The sequence below is a fragment of the Phaeobacter sp. HF9A genome, assembly GCF_011806385.1.
Lineage (GTDB): Bacteria > Pseudomonadota > Alphaproteobacteria > Rhodobacterales > Rhodobacteraceae > Epibacterium.
Genome location: NZ_JAATOX010000086.1, coordinates 1 through 17,676, shown reverse-complemented (window position 1 = coordinate 17,676; position 17,676 = coordinate 1). Strand labels below are relative to the sequence as shown.

The 17,676-nt window shown below is 63.6% G+C and carries 19 protein-coding genes and 1 pseudogene; 10 read left to right on the top strand and 10 right to left on the bottom strand.

Going from position 1 to position 17,676, the window contains the following annotated elements; genetic code table 11:
• The 4 genes from HCZ87_RS14535 to HCZ87_RS14520 all read right to left on the bottom strand — a co-directional run.
• Positions 1-1,155, bottom strand: a 1,155-nt coding sequence (locus HCZ87_RS14535; protein WP_167644750.1) for a TRAP transporter large permease, incomplete at its 3' end; no start/stop codon positions are given.
• A 12-nt stretch (positions 1,156-1,167) separates the two neighbouring features.
• Complete coding sequence (locus HCZ87_RS14530; protein WP_167644748.1) at positions 1,168-1,680, bottom strand: TRAP transporter small permease; 513 nt, start codon at positions 1,678-1,680, stop codon at positions 1,168-1,170.
• Between the two features lie 66 nt (positions 1,681-1,746).
• Positions 1,747-2,781, bottom strand: a complete 1,035-nt coding sequence (locus HCZ87_RS14525; protein WP_167644746.1) for a TRAP transporter substrate-binding protein — start codon at positions 2,779-2,781, stop codon at positions 1,747-1,749.
• 111 nt (positions 2,782-2,892) lie between these two features.
• Entirely contained in the window at positions 2,893-3,678 is a 786-nt protein-coding gene (locus tag HCZ87_RS14520) for a crotonase/enoyl-CoA hydratase family protein (protein ID WP_167644744.1), read from the bottom strand.
• A 103-nt stretch (positions 3,679-3,781) separates the two neighbouring features.
• On the opposite strand from HCZ87_RS14520, the gene HCZ87_RS14515 reads away from it, so the two are divergent.
• The 4 genes from HCZ87_RS14515 to HCZ87_RS14500 are packed head-to-tail and all read left to right on the top strand — an operon-like array spanning position 3,782 to position 8,258.
• Positions 3,782-4,669, top strand: coding sequence for an amidohydrolase family protein (locus HCZ87_RS14515; RefSeq protein WP_167644743.1), 888 nt, complete (start codon positions 3,782-3,784; stop codon positions 4,667-4,669).
• 27 nt (positions 4,670-4,696) lie between these two features.
• Entirely contained in the window at positions 4,697-5,875 is a 1,179-nt protein-coding gene (locus tag HCZ87_RS14510) for a cytochrome P450 (protein ID WP_167644741.1), read from the top strand.
• 26 nt (positions 5,876-5,901) lie between these two features.
• A complete protein-coding gene (locus HCZ87_RS14505; RefSeq protein ID WP_167644740.1) occupies positions 5,902-7,203 on the top strand; it encodes a flavin-dependent oxidoreductase in 1,302 nt (433 codons plus the stop codon).
• On the top strand, positions 7,200-8,258 hold the full coding sequence (locus tag HCZ87_RS14500) for a 3-carboxy-cis,cis-muconate cycloisomerase (protein WP_167644738.1): 1,059 nt from the start codon (positions 7,200-7,202) through the stop codon (positions 8,256-8,258). The genes HCZ87_RS14505 and HCZ87_RS14500 overlap by 4 nt, the downstream gene beginning before the upstream one ends.
• Before the next feature lie 22 nt (positions 8,259-8,280).
• On the opposite strand, the gene pcaQ is transcribed toward HCZ87_RS14500, so the two are convergent.
• A complete protein-coding gene (gene pcaQ, locus HCZ87_RS14495; protein ID WP_167644735.1) occupies positions 8,281-9,174 on the bottom strand; it encodes a pca operon transcription factor PcaQ in 894 nt (297 codons plus the stop codon).
• A gap of 108 nt (positions 9,175-9,282) precedes the next feature.
• On the opposite strand from pcaQ, the gene pobA reads away from it, so the two are divergent.
• Genes pobA through HCZ87_RS14465 form a run of 6 tightly spaced genes read left to right on the top strand, consistent with a single transcriptional unit; the run spans position 9,283 to position 13,817 of the window.
• On the top strand, positions 9,283-10,452 hold the full coding sequence (gene pobA, locus HCZ87_RS14490) for a 4-hydroxybenzoate 3-monooxygenase (protein WP_167644733.1): 1,170 nt from the start codon (positions 9,283-9,285) through the stop codon (positions 10,450-10,452).
• Entirely contained in the window at positions 10,452-11,240 is a 789-nt protein-coding gene (gene pcaD, locus HCZ87_RS14485) for a 3-oxoadipate enol-lactonase (RefSeq protein ID WP_167644731.1), read from the top strand. Before pobA ends, pcaD begins: the two co-directional genes overlap by 1 nt.
• Before the next feature lie 11 nt (positions 11,241-11,251).
• Entirely contained in the window at positions 11,252-11,632 is a 381-nt protein-coding gene (gene pcaC, locus HCZ87_RS14480; RefSeq protein ID WP_167644729.1) for a 4-carboxymuconolactone decarboxylase, read from the top strand.
• Complete coding sequence (gene pcaH / locus HCZ87_RS14475) at positions 11,629-12,354, top strand: protocatechuate 3,4-dioxygenase subunit beta (protein WP_167644727.1); 726 nt, start codon at positions 11,629-11,631, stop codon at positions 12,352-12,354. Before pcaC ends, pcaH begins: the two co-directional genes overlap by 4 nt.
• A 3-nt stretch (positions 12,355-12,357) precedes the next feature.
• Positions 12,358-12,975, top strand: a complete 618-nt coding sequence (gene pcaG / locus HCZ87_RS14470; protein WP_167644725.1) for a protocatechuate 3,4-dioxygenase subunit alpha — start codon at positions 12,358-12,360, stop codon at positions 12,973-12,975.
• A gap of 2 nt (positions 12,976-12,977) precedes the next feature.
• Complete coding sequence (locus tag HCZ87_RS14465; RefSeq protein ID WP_167644723.1) at positions 12,978-13,817, top strand: 3-keto-5-aminohexanoate cleavage protein; 840 nt, start codon at positions 12,978-12,980, stop codon at positions 13,815-13,817.
• Between the two features lie 101 nt (positions 13,818-13,918).
• Here the strand turns inward: HCZ87_RS14465 and HCZ87_RS14460 are convergent.
• From HCZ87_RS14460 to modB, 5 genes and pseudogenes are all read right to left on the bottom strand, one after another.
• Positions 13,919-14,451 (bottom strand): annotated as a pseudogene (locus tag HCZ87_RS14460) (biotin transporter BioY).
• Between the two features lie 39 nt (positions 14,452-14,490).
• Positions 14,491-15,078, bottom strand: coding sequence for an energy-coupling factor transporter transmembrane protein EcfT (locus HCZ87_RS14455; RefSeq protein WP_167644721.1), 588 nt, complete (start codon positions 15,076-15,078; stop codon positions 14,491-14,493).
• A complete protein-coding gene (locus HCZ87_RS14450) occupies positions 15,071-15,751 on the bottom strand; it encodes an energy-coupling factor ABC transporter ATP-binding protein (RefSeq protein ID WP_167644719.1) in 681 nt (226 codons plus the stop codon). The genes HCZ87_RS14455 and HCZ87_RS14450 overlap by 8 nt, the downstream gene beginning before the upstream one ends.
• A 94-nt stretch (positions 15,752-15,845) precedes the next feature.
• The gene (gene modC / locus HCZ87_RS14445; protein ID WP_167644716.1) at positions 15,846-16,961 is read right to left on the bottom strand and encodes a molybdenum ABC transporter ATP-binding protein; all 1,116 of its coding nucleotides are present in this window, start codon (positions 16,959-16,961) and stop codon (positions 15,846-15,848) included.
• On the bottom strand, positions 16,958-17,662 hold the full coding sequence (gene modB / locus HCZ87_RS14440; RefSeq protein WP_167644714.1) for a molybdate ABC transporter permease subunit: 705 nt from the start codon (positions 17,660-17,662) through the stop codon (positions 16,958-16,960). The genes modC and modB overlap by 4 nt, the downstream gene beginning before the upstream one ends.
• Positions 17,663-17,676: the final 14 nt, after the last annotated feature.

The following is a 17,676-nucleotide window of genomic DNA, read 5'->3' as shown; positions in this document are numbered from 1 at the left end:
CGTGATCAGACCGACCTCCACCACGATCAGAACCAGAATGCCGAACCACAGGCCAAAATCACTGGCGCTCATGCCGAAATCCAGCACCGACATGATCGGATAGATGATCGGCACCGTCAGCAGCACCATCGACAGGCTGTCCATCACGCAGCCAAAGATCAGATACATGATCAGCACCAGCGTCAGGATCAGCCAGGGCGAGAAGCCCTGATCGCCAACCCAGATCGACGCGCTTTGCGGCAGCTGGGTGAGCGACAGGAAGTTGTTGTAGATGCCCGCGCCCAGAACGATCAAGAAGATCATCCCGGTGGCCGAGGCGGTCGACAGGATCGCCTGTTTCAGACGCGCAAGGTTCATCTCGCCCGAGGCCAGCGCCGCCAGACCGGTGCCGGTGGCCCCGACCGCAGCCGCCTCGGTGGGGGTAAAGATGCCGGTATAGATGCCGCCAACCACCACGACAAAGATCGTCACCACCGGCCAGACGCTGCCAAGCGCCCGCAGCCGCTCGCTCCAGGGCATCCGCTCCTTGACCGCGGCGCTGTTGGGCGACCAATGCACCCAGACGGAAATGGCGATCATATAGCCGATCGCCGCCAGAATGCCGGGGATCAGCGCGGCGATGAACAGCTTTTCGATGTTCTGCTCGGCCAGGATCGCATAGATCACCAGGATCACCGAAGGCGGGATCAAAATGCCAAGGGTGCCGCCCGCCGCCAGCGCGCCGGTCGCCAGGGATCCCGGATAGCCAAAGCGGCGCAGCTCGGGCAGGGCGACCTGGCCCATGGTGGCCGCCGTCGCCAGCGAGGAGCCGCAAATCGCGCCAAACCCGGCGCAGGCCCCCACCGCCGACATCGCCACACCGCCCTTGCGATGGCCCAGAAAACTCTCGGCCGCGCGAAACAGCGCCGCCGACATGCCCGAGAGGGTGGCAAACTGCCCCATCAAAAGGAACAGCGGAATGATCGAGAAGGAATAGTTGGAAAACGTCCCATAAGTCAGCGTCTTGAGCTGGTTTAGCGTCATCATCGGGCTGCCGATCACCAGCCAGGTGCCACCCACGCCGACGCCAATCATCGCCAGCGCGATGGGCATGCGCAGGAACACCAGCAGTAGCAAAATCGGAAAGGACCAGAGGGCGAGGTCGATATTGCTCATGATGGGGTCCTCTTAGTCCGGCAGGCCGGCGACACGGCGCGCGGCGCGAAGAATGCAAAATGCGGCAACGAAAATGAACCCGACCCCGCCCACAAGGCTGGCGGCATAGCCCTGCCAGACCGGGATCTGCGCGATCAGGGTGGTCTCATGGTAAGAATATTTGTCCAGCATCCCGAGATAGAGCCGATGCGTCCCCACCAAGGCCGCGACAAACATGGCGATATTGAACAGAAGATCCAGCAGCCGGTCCAGGGTCCGGGGCAGCACCGGTTGCAGCAGATCCACCCGCGCATGGGCTTCGCGCAGTTGGGTCCAGGGCAGAAAGGCAAAGATCGCCGCCGCCATGCCGATCTCGGTCATGTCATAGATGCCCCGGATCGGGCCGATCCCGACATCCAGCGGCACCAGCACCCGGCCGATGATCGACACGCAGGTCAGCGCAACAAGCACAAGCAACACCCCGCCTCCGGCCAGGGCCAGCAGCGTTGCGATCCCTTCCGCAAGACGGTTCAGGTTCCGATACATAGCGTCCTCCCGCTCCCCGAAACTAAGGGGCGGGAAGACCCGCCCCTTTTATCGTCTGGCGCGCCCTTAGCCGCCGTGTTTGGCGATCAGCGCCTTGGCCTGTTCGATCAGCGCGGCGCCGTCGATGCCCTTGCTGTCCATATCCGCGATCCAGCGCTCGACCACCGGTTTGGAGGCCTCTTTCCAGCGCGCCACCTCGGCCTCGTCCAGCTGGACAATGGTATTGCCGGCATCCACCGCGATCTGGCGGGCCGGAACGTCACCGTCCCACATGACCTGCGACGCAAAGGCCGACAGTTTGGCCCCGGATTCAGCGTCCAGAATGGCCCTCAGATCCTCCGGCAGCGCGTTGTACTTGTCCTTGTTCATCACCAGCACGATGGCGGAGGTATAAAGCGCCTCTTTGCCCGAGAACTCGGTGTGATTGTGCAACAGCTCCGTCAGGCGCACCGCCGGGGTGACCTCCCAGGGGATAACGGTGCCCTTGACCACGCCCTTGGAGATCGCCTCCGGGATCGCGGGCAGCGGCATGCCGACCGGCTCCGCGCCCAGCTCGGACAGCAGATCATTGATGATCCGGGTCGGGCCGCGCAGGGTCAGCCCCTTCATGTCCTCAAGGCTGTTTACACCGCCCTTGGAATGGATCAAGCCGGGGCCATGCACCCAGGCGCCCAGCACCTTCACATCGGCATATTCATTGTTCTGGAAATCGCTCTCGACCATATCCCAATAGGCTTTGGCTGTGGCCACCGGATCGGTCATCATGAAGGGGAGCTCAAACACCTCCGAACGCGGAAAACGCCCGGGCGTATAGCCGACGAGCGTCATGGACATATCCACCACGCCGTCGCGCGCCTGGTCCATCAGCTCTGGCGGGCGGCCGCCCAGCGACATCGCGTCGAAATGCTGCACCTTGATGCGCCCGTCAGAGGCCGCCTCCAGCTGCTCGCCCCAGGGTTTCAGGATCTGCGCGGGCACCGTCGCAACCGGCGGCAGGAATTGATGCAGCCGCAGCGTCACCTCTTGCGCGCTGGCAATTCCGGGCGCTGCCAGCATCGCTGCCGCCAGCGCGGTGGTCTTGATAAAGTCTCTTCTTTTCATGGTTTCCCTCCCTAAGTTTCCATGACGAGCGTCTATTTATGGCCAGCCGCGCCCTGTCTTTGCGCCGCCGCTCCCCCGATCAGCGCCAAAACAGAGCGGCACTTCAAGCCCTCAGCGAAATTTCGGCTCTCTTTTTTCAAGAAAGGCCCGCAAACCCTCCTTGGCACCGTCGGATGTCTGGCACATGGCCGCTGCCAGGCTTTCGGTAAACAGCCCGTCAGATCGCGACATATCGCCAATGCGCGAGATCGCATTGATCATCAGATAGTTGGAGAAAGGCGCATTGTCCGCAATCCGGCGCGCGAGCTTATGCGCGAGGTCGATCCCTTCGCCGTCCTCGACGGAATAATGCGCAAGACCCAGACGCAGACCATCCTCGGCACCGTAGTTGCGCCCGGTCAGCATCATTTCCCGCATCCGATCCGCGCCAATCAGGCGACCGACCCGCACTGAGGCGCCACCGCCGACAAAGATGCCGCGGCGGCCTTCGGGCAGCTGGAACCGCACGCTCGGCTCTGCGATGCGCACATGGGTCGAGGCCGCGATTTCCAGCCCGCCGCCGATCACCGCACCGGTCAGCACCGAAATCACCGGCAGCCCGCCGAATTCGATCAGCTCCGACACCCGGTGCCAGTTGCGCGAATGAAACACCCCGGCAACGGGTTCGCGATGCTCGTGCTCCGCCAGATCCAGGCCAGAGCAGAAATGACCGCCTTCGCCGCGCAGAATCACCGCATTCACCCCCTCGGGCGGGTTGGAAAAGAACTGATCCAGTTCATCCACCAACGCGTCATTCATCGCATTGCGCTTTTCGGGCCGGTCAAAAATCAGCGTTGCGATATCGCCATTGATCTCGGTCCGTGTGACCTTGCCGCTTTGGGTCGTGCCATCATTCATATCTGATCCCCTCGGTCTCTTCTTGGTTTTTGTTGTATAGGTAAACAGTTTTAATGTATAGCATTCTTTGACAACACCTCAAAACACGCATGGGAGCCCCGGCATGGTCGACTTCAAAAAGGTGAAAGCCATTGATTTTCATACACATGCCGAGGAGCCCTGCAATCATTGCCGGGATGATGGCTATAACGAGTTCCAGGCTGGCATGGCCGCGTATTTCCGCAATCCGGCCGGGGTGGATGGCATGTTGCCCACCGTGCAGGACACCGCCAACTACTATCGCGAGCGCAATATCGCGGCTGTGATCTTCCCGGTGGATGCCGAGCGCGAGACCGGCTTTCGCCGCTATTCCAACGAGGAAGTCTCCCAGCTCTGCGCCGAAAACAACGACATCCTGATCCCCTTTGCCTCGGTGGATCCGCACAAGGGCAAGGCGGGCGCCCGCGAGGTGCGCCGCCTGGTGCGCGAATTCGGCGTGCGTGGGTTCAAGTTCCATCCCACCATGCAGGGTTTCTTTCCCAATGACCGCGAGGCCTGCTATTCGGTGCTCGAAGCCTGCGCCGAGGAAGGCGTGATCACGCTCTTTCACACCGGCCAGACCGGCGTTGGCTCCGGCATGCGCGGCGGCATGGGCATGCGGCTGAAATATTCCAACCCGATGCATCTGGATGACGTCGCCGTGGATTTCCCGGATATGCCGATCGTCCTGGCGCATCCCAGCTTTCCCTGGACCGAAGAAGGTCTGGCCGTGGCCCAGCACAAGCCCAATGTGTATTTCGACATGTCCGGCTGGTCGCCCAAATACTTCCCCGAGATCTTTGTCAAATACGCCAACTCCATCCTGAAAAAGAAGATGCTGTTTGGCTCCGACTGGCCCGCGATCACCCCGGATCGCTGGTTGGCGGATTTTGAAAAGGCCCCGTTCAAGGACGAGGTTCGCCCGCTGATCCTCAAGGAAAACGCGTTGCGCATTCTCGGAGAGACAATCTAGGCTATCACATTCAGGGAGGAGGGTGACATGGCAGAGCTTGCACCGATTAACGACACGATCACGCTGGAGCAGCTGGAGAGCGATCCGTTCCCGATCTATCGCAAGCTGCGGGCCGAGAGCCCGGTGGTGCGGGTAAAATCCACCGGTCGCACCCTCCTGACCAAGGCGGCAGATACCAAATTCGTCAAGGACACGCCGGAGATCTTCAGCTCCGACGATCCCAACACCCCGATGAAACGCGCCTTCTGGGCGCATACGCTGATGCGCAAGGACGGCGAGGCACACAAACGCGAGCGCATGGCGATGGCGCCCGCCTTCAACCCCAAGGTCATCCAGACCGAATGGATGCCGAAGTATCAGCAGATCGCCGAAGACTACGTCGCCCGCCTGCCGCGTGGCGAGGTGGTCGATCTGTTCGAACTCCTCTCCGGCGCCTATGCCGCGCGCGGGCTGGCGGTGCTTCTGGGCGTCGAGGACGCCAGCGACGCTGACATGATGGAATGGTCGCAGGCCCTGATCGAGGGCGCCGGCAATTTCGGTTGGCGCGATGCCCCCTTTGAGCGCGCCGACCGCGCCAACGAGGCCATCCACGCGCTGCTCGACAAGGCGCAGGATCGTCACCGCGCCAATCCCAACCCCTCGGCCTTCTCCGTCATGCTGAATGCCGAAGATCCCATCGAGATGCAGCAGATCTACGCCAATATCAAAATCGCCATTGGCGGCGGCATCAACGAACCGCGCGACGCGCTGAACACCACGCTTTACGGGCTCTTGACCAATCCCGACCAACTGGCCGAGGTAAAAAAGAACAACGACTGGGTCAAAGCCTTCGAGGAGGGCGTGCGCTGGGTCGCGCCGATCTCCGCCTCCTCTCGTCTGGTCACCGAGGACGTCGAAATCCGCGGTCACCTGATCCCGAAAGGCGATACCGTGATGACCATCCAGGCCAGCGCCAACCGCGACGAGGATGTGGTGTCAAACGGCGAAGCCTTTGACGTTTACCGCGAGGATTGCCATCACCAGTCCTTTGGCAACGGGCCGCATTTCTGTCAGGGCACCCATGTGGCGCGCCGCGCGGTGGGGCATATCATGCTGCCCACCCTGTTTGACCGCTTTCCCAATATGACCATCCCCGATATAGATGCGGTGGTCTGGCGTGGTTTCGGCTTTCGCGGGCCAATTCAGATCCCGGTGCTGTTGCAGTAACCGGCCCCACGAGTAAGGCAAAACACGTGACAGAAGACAAAGTGCTCATCGCCGGTGGCGGCATCGGCGGGCTGACCATGGCCCTCACCCTGCATCAGATCGGCGTCCCTTTTGTGGTCTTCGAATCCGCCCGCGAGATGCGCCCCCTTGGTGTCGGCATCAACCTGCAACCCAACGCGGTGCGCGAACTCTTTGATCTGGGCTTCACCGCCGAGATGCTTGATGAGGTCGGCCTGCCCGCGCAGGAATGGGCGCTTGTCGGCCTCAATGGCCGCGAGGTCTATGCCGAGCCGCGCGGGCTGGACGCGGGCTATAACTGGCCGCAATACGCGGTGCATCGCGGCAAGCTGCATATGCTGCTCTATAACACCCTCCTGGAGCGCGCCGGCCCGGACGCCGTGCAACTGGGCGCAAAGGTCACCGGCTTCAGCCAGGCCGAGGGCCGCGTCACCGCACAGATCAGCCACGCCGAAGGCGAGAACAGCCTTGAAGAAGGGCGGCTGTTGATCGGCGCCGACGGCATTCACTCCGCCATTCGCGCGCAGATGTATCCCAACCAGCCCCCCATCCACTGGGGCGGCGTGTTGATGTGGCGCGGCACCGTGCGGGCCAAACCCCTGCGCACCGAGAGCTCCTTTATCGGTCTTGGCACCCACCGCCACCGGATGGTGATCTACCCGATCTCCAAACCCGACGCCGATGGCTATGCGCTGATCAACTGGATCGCCGAGATGACCGTGGACAATGCCGACGGCTGGCAGCAGGACGGCTGGTTCCGCCCCATCGAGCTGAGCGAATTTGCGCATCACTTCAAAGACTTCCGCTATGACTGGCTGGATGTGCCCGCGATGCTGGAACAGGCCGATTGCGCCTATGAAAACCCGATGATCGACCGCGATCCGATCCCCAGCTGGGTGGAGGGTGGCGTCGCGCTGATGGGGGATGCGGCGCATGCGATGTATCCCACCGGCTCCAACGGGGCCAGCCAGGCCATCATCGACGCGCGCACCATTGGCGCCCAGATGCTGTCGCTGGGGGTGAGCCCGGCAGCCCTCGCCGCCTATGATGCGCAGCTCTGCGCGCCGGTGTCCGAGCTGATCCTGCGCAATCGCGGGGCAGGGCCCTTTGGCCTTCTGAACCTGCTGGACGAACGCTGCGGCGGCACCTTTGACAATATCGACGATGTCATCCCCGCCGAGGAGCGCGCGGCCTTTATGGCGAAATACAAGGCAGCCGCGGGCTTTGCCATCGACCAGCTGAACGCCGCCCCGCCCACCATCGCGCCGGGCGCAAAAGTCGCCACCACAGATGCGAGAGCCGAGGCATGACCAACCCGCTGACCCGCGGCCTGTTTGGCCCGATGTATTGCGACGATGCGGTGGCAACGCTCTTTTCCGCCCCCGCCTTTACCCGCCACATGCTGGCGTTTGAGGCCGCCTGGACCCGCGCGCTGGAAACCACGGGCGTGGTCAGCGCGGCGCAGGCCGAGCCCGCCTTGCAGGCAATCATTGGCTTTGAAGGCACGGATTTCAGCGCCGAAAGCGCGGTGGACGGGCTGCCGGTGCCGGGTTTCGTGCGCGCCTTGCGGTCCGGGCTGGACGCGGATGTCGCCAAGGCGATCCACAGCGGCGCCACCAGCCAGGACGTGATCGACAGCGCCATGGCGCTAACGCTCTTGCAGCTGGAGCACATGCTGACCGCCCGACTGAAACAGGTGGCAAAACAACTCGCAGAGCTGAACCAGCGCTTTGGCGGCGCCGCGCTAATGGGCCGCACCCGCATGCAGGCGGCCTTGCCCGCCACCGCGTCCTTGCGCATCAATGCCTGGCAGCGCGCCATCGACGGCCAGATCGACCGCGCCGCAGATGCCCGCGCCGAGATCGCCAAGGTGCAGCTCGGCGGCGCGATCGGCCTGCGCAACAGCCCCGAAGGCAAATCTGATGCGGTCGCCAGCGCGGTTGCGCAGGAGCTGGGCCTGTCCCTCGTGCCGGTCTGGCACAGCGATCGCAGCGGCCCGGTCGCCTTTGGCCATTGGTTGACGCTGGTCTCTGGCAGCCTTGGCAAGATCGGCCAGGACGTCGCCTTGATGGCGCAACAGGGGCTGGACGAGATCGCCCTGCGCGGGGGCGGCGGCTCCTCGGCGATGCCGCACAAGCAAAACCCCGTCGCGGCCGAGGCGATGATCACCCTGGCGCGCTTTACCGCCAGCCAGCAGGGCGCGCTGGCGCAGGCAATGATCCACGAACAGGAACGCTCCGGCGCGGCCTGGGCGCTGGAATGGATGACCCTGCCGCCAATGGCCGAGGCCACGGGCGCCGCGCTCAACCATTGCCTTGCGTTGCTGGATCAGATCGACCGCATCGGCAGCCCCCAGTCCCGGTAACGCCGGGCCAGCAGGGCCGCGCTCAGGATGGCCCGATACAGCGAATAAAGGCCCGGCTGGTGGCGGAGGGCACCTCCTCCGCCCGGCTCATGATCCCCACCGATCCGATCGTGGCGCTGGTGTCCAGATCCAGCACCGCCATGCGCCCGGTGGCGATATCATCGGCAATCACGCCCCGGCTGATGAACCACACCAGATTCGGATCCGACAGCACCATCCCCCGCCCAAAGGAGGAGGAGGCGGATTCGATCCGGTCGTGAAACAGCGGCACCCCTTTGGAAATCAGCATCCGTGCAATCAGGGGCCGAATGGCCGAGCCCTGCGGCGGATACAGCACCCGGAACTGATCCAGATCCTCAAACCGTTTGACCGATGCCGCCGGGCTGTCGGCCCGGCAGACCACAACAACCTCTTCGCTGTGCAGCTGGTGAAAGATCAGCCCATCCATGGTTTCGGGCCGCCCCAGCCGCCCCAGCACCAGATCCAGCCCGCCACTGCGCAACCGCCCGGTCAGCGCCTCATGCGATCCTTCCTCGACATGCAGGATCATATCCGGGTTGCGCGCCAGAAACACCTGTGTCGCCTGCACCAATAGCCCTGAGGCCACGCTCGGCAGCGCGCCGATCCGCAACCGCCCGATGGTGGCTTTCTCGTTCTGAAGGCTGCGCAACCCCTGGCGCAGCGCGGCGGTGCTTTGCTCGGCAAACTGCAAAAAGATCTCGCCCTGCGGGGTCAGCCGCACCCCCGCCCGGTTGCGATCCATCAGCGTCGCGCCGACGATTTCCTCCAGCTCCTTGAGGCTGCGCGAAATCGCGGGCTGCGTCAGATGGAGCTGCTCTGCCGCGCGCTTCAGGCTCAGCTCCCGCGCAATGGCGCTAAAGGCATCAAGATGGCGGAATTTGATACGACGATCCATTTGACGTCCACGTTTTATACTTACCAATAATAGCAATCAAATTACGATATAACTCATTTTTGATACCATATGAAGCATGATATTACCGCCTCAAACGAGGAGACTACCATGAAAACTCAGGTTGCCATTATCGGCGGCGGACCCTCCGGGCTCTTGCTGTCGCAGCTTTTGCACACACGTGGGATCAGCAGCGTGGTGCTGGAACGCAAGACCAAGGACTATGTCCTGGGCCGGATCCGCGCCGGGGTGCTGGAACAGGGCATGGTCGAACTGATGGAGGCCGCAGGCTGCGCCGATCGCATGCATGCCGAGGGCTTTCCCCATGACGGCACCCTGATCTGCGCCGGAGACGAGACCTTCCGCATTGATTTCACCGCCCTCACCGGCACGCCGGTCATGGTCTATGGCCAGACCGAAGTGACCCGTGACCTCTATGAGGCGCGCGAAAAAGCCGGGGGCGTGATCGAATTCAACGTCGAGGATGTGAAAATCCTCGGGGCCGATGGCGACAGCCCGCGCGTCACCTATCGTGTCGGCGATGAGGAGCGTCAGATCGAGTGCGACTATATCGCCGGCTGCGACGGCTTTCACGGTGTCAGCCGCAAGACGATCCCCGATGACGTGCGCCGCGAATATGAAAAGGTCTATCCCTTCGGCTGGCTGGGCATTCTTAGCGAAACACCCCCGGTCAACGAAGAGCTGATCTATGTGAACTCCGACCGTGGCTTTGCGCTGTGCTCGATGCGCAATGACAACCTCAGCCGCTATTACATCCAGTGCCCGCTGAGCGATTCCGTGGAAGACTGGAGCGACGAGGCCTTCTGGGAAGAGCTCAAGCGCCGCCTGCCGGCCGAACACGCCGAAAAGCTGGTCACCGGCCCCTCGATCGAGAAAAGCATCGCGCCCCTGCGCTCCTTTGTGACCGAGCCGATGCGCTGGGGGCGTCTGTTCCTCTGTGGCGACGCCGCCCATATCGTGCCGCCGACCGGCGCCAAAGGGTTGAACACCGCCGCCTCCGATGTGCAGTATCTCTTCAACGGTCTGTGCGAGCATTACGAGACTGGCTCCGATGCCGGGCTGGATGGCTATTCCGCCAAGGCGCTGGACCGGATCTGGAAAGCGGAGCGCTTCTCCTGGTGGTTCTCCTCGCTGATGCACCGCTTCCCCGATCAGTCGGAGTTCGACATCAAAATGCAAAACGCTGAACTCGCCTTCCTGCGCGAAAATGACGCCGCCCAGCGGGCGATGGCGGAAAACTACATCGGGCTGCCCTACTGATGCGCGCGATTTCCGCAAATGACGTGACGCTGCATATCCGCGAGGATGGTGATCCCAATGGCGCGCCGGTGGTGTTTTCCAACTCCCTGGGCACCGATCTGCGGCTTTGGGATCACCTGCTGCCGCTGCTGCCTGCGGGGCTGCGTTTCATTCGCTATGACACCCGTGGCCATGGGCTGTCGGATTGCCCCGCTGGCCCCTACAGCATCGCGGATCTGTCCCGCGATGCCGAGGCGCTGGTCGAGGGGCTGGGCTGCGGCCCGGTCACCTTCGTCGGCCTGTCCATCGGCGGCATGATCGGCCAGAGCCTCGCGGCGCGCCGTCCCGATCTGATCCGCGCGCTGGTGCTTTCGAACACCGCCGCCAGGATGGGCACCCCCGAAATGTGGCAGCAACGCATCGCGACCCTGCGCGAGGGCGGCATCAGCACCCTGCGCGAGGCGATCCTGGACCGCTGGTTCGGCCCCGCCTTCCGTCACAACCCGGAGGTCGCGCTTTGGGGCGCAATGCTCGACCGCACCCCGCTGGAGGGGTATCTGGGCTGCTGCGCCGCCATCGCCGAGGCCGACCTCAGCGCCGGCACCGCAGCGCTCAATCTGCCGACGCTGGCGATTGCGGGCAGCCAGGACGGCGCCAGCCCGCCCGATCTGGTCGCAGCCACGGCGGCGCTGATTGCGGGCGCGCGCTGCGAGGTGATCGAGGGCGCGGGCCATCTGCCCTGCGCCGAAGATCCCGCCGCCTATGCCGCCATCCTTTCCCCCTTCCTTGAGGAGCACGCCAATGTCTGAGTGTTTTCAACATGACTGAACGCTATGATCGCGGCATGACCACCCGCCGCGCGGTTCTGGGCGATGCCCATGTGGACCGCGCCGAGGCCGCCAAAAGCGCCTTTGACACCCCGTTTCAGGACTTCATCACCGAAGGCGCCTGGGGCACGCTCTGGGCGGACGAGACGATTTCGCGCCGCGAGCGCTCGATGCTGACGCTGGCGCTGTTGGCGGCGACCGGGAATTTCGAGGAAATCCCGATGCATATCCGCGCCACCGCCAATACCGGCGCCAGCCGCGACGACGTGATGCAGGCCTTTATGCATGTGGCCGTCTACGCCGGTGTGCCAAAAGCCAATCATGCGATTAAACTTGCCAAAGCAACCTTCAACGAGATGGACGCCCAGACATGAAACCCCTCGCCACCTATTACCAGCGCAGCCGGGACCGCCATCCCCCGTCGCTGACCCCGAATTATAAAACCTCGGTTGCCCGCTCGCCCCGTCTGGCGCGGATCAGTCTTGATCAATCCACCGGCGAGATCACCGGCCCGACCTTTGGCCACAATGACCTCGGCGCGCTCGACAACGACCTGATCCGCAACTACGCCGAGGCCGGCGACCCCATCGGCGAGCGCATTATCGTGCATGGCCGGGTGCTGGACGAAAACGCCCGCCCGGTGCCCAACACCCTGGTCGAAATCTGGCAGGCCAACGCGGGCGGTCGCTATCGCCATAAGAAAGACACCTACCTGGCGCCGATCGATCCCAACTTCGGCGGCTGTGGGCGCACGCTGACCGACGATGAGGGCTATTATTCCTTCCGCACCATCAAACCCGGCGCCTATCCCTGGCGCAATATGGTCAACGACTGGCGCCCGGCTCATATCCACGTCAGCGTCTTTGGCAGCTCGTTTTCGCAGCGCCTGATCACCCAGCTCTATTTCGAGGGCGACCCGCTGATTGCCCGCTGCCCGATCGTGAATACGATCCCCGATCCCGATGCGGTCGAGGCCCTGATTGCCAAGCTGGACTTGAATGCTACCATTCCGCTCGATACCATCGCCTATCGCTTTGATATCGTGCTGCGGGGCCGACGCTCCACCATGTTTGAAAACCGCCGCGAGGGGAACTGAGAGATGCAAAAGCTGGATTATCTACAGGAAACCCCCTCCCAGACCGCTGGCCCCTATGTGCATATCGGCCTGGCCCCCGGTGCTGCGGGTTTTGATATCTACGAGCATGAACTCGGCTGGGACATCGCCGGGCCGAACGCAGGCGGCGAACGCATCCGCGTCGAAGGTCTGGTGACCGATGGCACCGGCAGCCCGATCAAGGACGTGATGCTGGAAGCCTGGCAGGCCAATGCCGACGGCCACTATGCCCACCCCGAAGGCGGCGGCCCGGTCGAAGAGGGCTTTCGCGGCTGGGGCCGGGTGATCACCGATTTCGCCAGTGGCGAATGGGGCTTTGACACCATCAAACCGGGAGCTGTCACCGATGCGCAGGGCAAGCGTCACGCACCGCATATCAACCTGTGGATCGTGGCGCGCGGCATCAATCTCGGCCTTAACACCCGCCTCTACTTCGATGATGAAGCAGAGGCCAACGCCGCCGATCCCGTTCTGAACATGATCGAATGGGAAAACCGCCGCGCAACGCTGATCGCCAAGCGTGACAACCGCGACGGACAGGTGGTCTATCGTTTTGACATCCACATACAGGGGGAAGGCGAAACCGTCTTCTTTGATATTTAAACATGAGCACACCTTGCATCATCTGCGTCGCCATCACCGGTTCGCTGCCGACCAAGGCCAATAACCCGGCGGTTCCGATCTCGGTCAGCGAACAGATCGAGAGCACCCATGCCGCGTTTGAGGCAGGCGCCTCCATCGTGCACGCCCATGTGCGCAACGCCGACGAAACCCCCTCCAGCGACCCGGAGAAATTCGCGGCGCTGAAGGAAGGGCTGGAAAAACATTGCCCCGGCATGATTATCCAGTTCTCCACCGGCGGTCGCTCCGGTGCCGGGCAGACCCGCGGCGGCATGCTGCCGCTGGCGCCGGATATGGCGTCGCTCTCGGTCGGGTCGAACAACTTCCCGACCCGCGTCTACGAGAACCCGCCCGATCTGGTTGATTGGCTGGCCTCTGAAATGCTCACCTATGATGTGAAACCCGAGATCGAAGCCTTTGACCTCAGCCATATCCTCAAGGCGCGCGCGATGGCCGACGCCGGTCAGCTCGCGGGCACGCCCTATGTGCAATTCGTGATGGGGGTGAAGAACGCCATGCCGGTGGATCGCGATGTGTTTGATTACTACATCCACACCGTGAAACGGCTGTTTGGCACCGATGCGCCCTGGTGCGCGGCGGGGATCGGCTCCAATCAGATCATCCTGAACGAATGGGCGATTTCCTCCGGCGGCCATGCCCGCACCGGCCTCGAAGACAACGTGCGGCTGGATCGCGACACGCTGGCGCCCTCCAACGCGGCGCTGGTCGAACGGGCGGCAGAGCTCTGCGCCAAATACGAACGCCCCGTGGCCACCTGGGCGCAGGCCCGCGAGATCCTCGGCCTGAAAATGCCCGCCGCCTAAGGCGCGATCGGCGCGGGCTCGCCCTGCGTGATAATGTGAATTATGTTAACTCGGCACGTCCTCTCTGGCGTGCCGAGTTTCTTTCCAGGGTGCCGCGCCACTCAGAGCCGCGGAAAGACCTTGCGCACCTCGCGCGCGATGATCACCGTCAGCACCGCCTTGATCAGATCGCCCGGCAGGAACAGCATGGAACCGAAAAACGCCTCGCGCAGCGTAAGCCCCGCAACCTGCGCCAGCCAGGGCACACCAAACAGGTAAACCACGCCGACGCCGCCGATCACCACCGCACCCAGTGCCGGCACAAAGCCGCGCGCGACGCGGCGACGGCCATAGAGCAGGCCGATGGCATAGGCACCGATCGGAAAGCCAATCAGGAACCCGCCGGAGCTGCCGAAAACACGCCCGCCCCGCCACGGCCACCGGCCAGCAAAGGCAGCCCGACCGCCACCAGCATCAGGAACAACAGGATGGCAAGCCCGCCGCGTTTGGCCCCCAGAATGGCCCCCGCAAGCATTACCCCCATGGATTGCGCCGTGATCGGCACCCCCATCGGCAGGGTGATTTGCGGGATCAGCCCCAACGCCGCGGTCAGCGCGGCGAAGAGGGCGATAAAAACTGTGTCTTTGGTTGTCATGAGATGCAGATCCTTGTGAGGGGGCCGAAAGGTCAGGGATTAATAGCCACGGGCGTCGATCGCATCGGCGATCTCTTCCGAAGTTTGAATCGTGCGGATCACCACCGGGATTGCCAGCGCGATCAGATTGCGCTCCAGCCCCCGGGTTTTCTGCGCCTCCCGCACGTCCTGCACCACCTGTGACAGAACCGGGATAAACCGCAGCGTCAGTGAAATCGCGAGGCTGATACGGGCCACAGGCAGGACGCGCCGCAAGGGGTGCAAGCCGGCCTCGATCCCCTCGATCATGTCAGAGGACCGCGTGGTCAACGTCAGCAGCCCCGCCAGCATCAGCAATGTCGCAAAGCGCAGAATGACAAAGACACCAATCTGCCAGCTGTTGAACACCAGCTGCGCCAGAAAGATCAGCCCAAACACCCAGAGCACCGGCCGGATCTGATCCCACGCCCGGCGCAGCGGCAGTTGCGCCAGCCGATAAAGCACCAGCGTCAGCCCCAGCAGGCCAAGCGAAAACACCACGTGATCCACCGCAAACAGCGCCGTGCCCGCAGCCGCCAGCGCCAGGATCTTCCAGCCCGGTTTCATCCGGTGCAGGGGCGAATGGCCATCGCAATAAAGGTCAAACATCCTGCATTGCCTCGACATAGCGGCGCAGCGCCGCATTGGGGGCATCATCGGCCAGAATGCGCCCCTGGTCGAACACCAGCACCCGGTCAAAATCGGCCACCAGATCCAGATCATGGCTCACCACGATGGCCGTCTGCGGCAGCGCCTCGATGGCCTTGCGCACCTGGATCTTGTTGCGCAGATCCAAAAGCGTGGTCGGCTCGTCCAGCACCACATAACGCGGCTCCATCACCAGCACCCCGGCGATGGCCAGCAATTGTTTCTGCCCGCCGCTCAACACATGCGAAGGCTGATCGCGCAGATGCCACAGCCCATAGCGGCGCAAGACCTCCTTCGCCTTCTCCGCCCGCTCCGCTGCCGAAAACCCGAGGTTCTTGAGACCAAAGCCAACGTCTTCCTCGACAATCGGGAACACGATCTGATTGTCGGGATTCTGAAACACAAACCCCACCTTGCGCCGCACCTCGCGGCCCTTATCGCGCGTGTTGAGCCCATCCACCAGAATATCGCCCGATGTCGGCAGCCGCAGCCCGTTCAGCAACCGCGCAAAGCTGCTCTTGCCGCTGCCATTGCTGCCAACGATCGCGATCCGGCGCTCTGTCAGCGTGAGCGAGATATCTCGCAGCACTTCGCGCGCCTCAAAGAACAGGCTGACGTTCTGGATGTCGATCATGGCGCCCCGGATCCGCAGTGACCGCCGGCTGGATTAGCGCGGCTCTGGTGGTCGGCTATAGCGGAGCTGGACTTCGATGAAAAGAATATATTATCTATGAAGCATCGTCAGGGTGACCATAGGCCTCGCTGCCACCGATATCCTCGGGCGCAATGGCGACCGATTTGATGATCGCATAGGCCCGCGCGCCGGGGTGCAGCTCCAGCGCCCGGGCCGAGCGTTGGGTGATCCGCGCCGCGACCCGGCCCGCATTGGTGGCCAGGGTGACCAGCGCCCCGGGCCCGCCGCCCGCCTTGATCGCCACCACCTCGCCCGGCAGCACATTCAGCGCCGAAAGCCCCTGTGGCGGCGCATTGGCCAGGATCACCTCATGCGCCGAGACCCGCAGCCGCATGCCGGTGCCGATCGGCTTGTCCACATGCGGCACCAAAAGGTGGATGCCGCCCGCGTCCAGCTCGCTCAGCCCGTCGTCGTGATGGCGCACCAGCCGCGCCCGCAGCACCGAGCCCACATTGCGCACGCCGGTGGGCACCACCTGCGGATTGGAGAGCACCTCGCTCGCCGCGCCGACCTCGGTCACCCGCCCCTTGTCCAGCACCACCACCGTGGTTGCCAGCCGCGCCACCTCGGCGGCGGAATGGCTGACATAGAGCACCGGAATGCCCAGCTCGTCGCGGATCCGCTCGAAATAGGGCAGGATCTCCGCCTTGCGGGGCATGTCCAGCGCGGTCAGCGGTTCGTCCGCCAGCACCAGCTCCGGCTGCGCCAAGAGCGCGCGGCCGATCGCCACCCGTTGCTTTTCGCCGCCTGAAAGCTGCCCCGGCATGCGCCCCAGCAGCGGCGCAAGCCCCAGCATATCAACGATCTGATCCGGGTTCGGGTGTCGCTGATCCGTCGCCAGCAGCCGATGGCCATAGTCCAGATTGCGCCGCACCGACATATGCGGAAACAGCCGCGCGTCCTGAAAGATATAGCCCAGCCGCCGCCGCCGCGCAGGCACAGAAATCCGCGCCGCCGCGTCAAACAGCACCCGCTCGCCGATGCGGATGCGGCCGCGCTCCGGCCGCAGCAGCCCCGCCACCGCGTTGATCAGCGTCGTCTTGCCCGACCCCGAACGGCCAAACAGCACCGTCAGCCCGCGCGGCGCGCTGAACGCCGCCTCCAGCGTGAACTCTCCCTGGCGGATGGCAATGTCGATCTCGAAACTCATGACCGCCCCGCCCGCGCCGACAGGCGGCGGTTCAGATATTCCGACAGCAAGAGCGCCACAAAAGAAATAGCGATCGAGATCATCACCAGCCGCGCCGCCGGCCCTTCGCCGCCGGGCACCTGCAACAGCGCATAGATCGCCGAGGGCAGGGTCTGGGTTTCGCCGGGGATATTGGCGACAAAGGTGATCGTCGCGCCGAACTCCCCCATCGCCTTGGCAAAGGCCAGCAGCACCCCGGCCAGCAATCCCGGCAGCGCCAGCGGCAGGGTCACGGTAAAAAAGATCCAGACCGGAGAGGCCCCCAGCGTCGCGGCGGCCTTCTCCAGCCCCGGGTCGATCAGCTCAAACGACAGCCGCAGCGCTCGCACCATCAGCGGAAACCCCATGATCGCCGCCGCCAGCGAGGCCCCGGACCAGCGAAATGCCACGCCGAGCCCAAGCGGCTCCAACAGCCGTCCGATCGGTCCCAGCGGGCCAAAGCCCAGAAGCAGCAAATAGCCCGTCACCACCGGCGGCATCACCAGCGGCAAATGCACCAGCCCGTTCAGGATCTGCTTGCCCGGAAAGCGCCAGCGCGCCAGCGCATAGGCCACCGCCACGCCAAAGGGCAGGCTCAGCGCCACCGCCCAGATCGCCACCCTGAGCGAAAGGCGCACCGCGACCCATTCCTCGGGGCCGAGCCATTGGCGGATCGCCTCCATCAGCGGGCGTCATA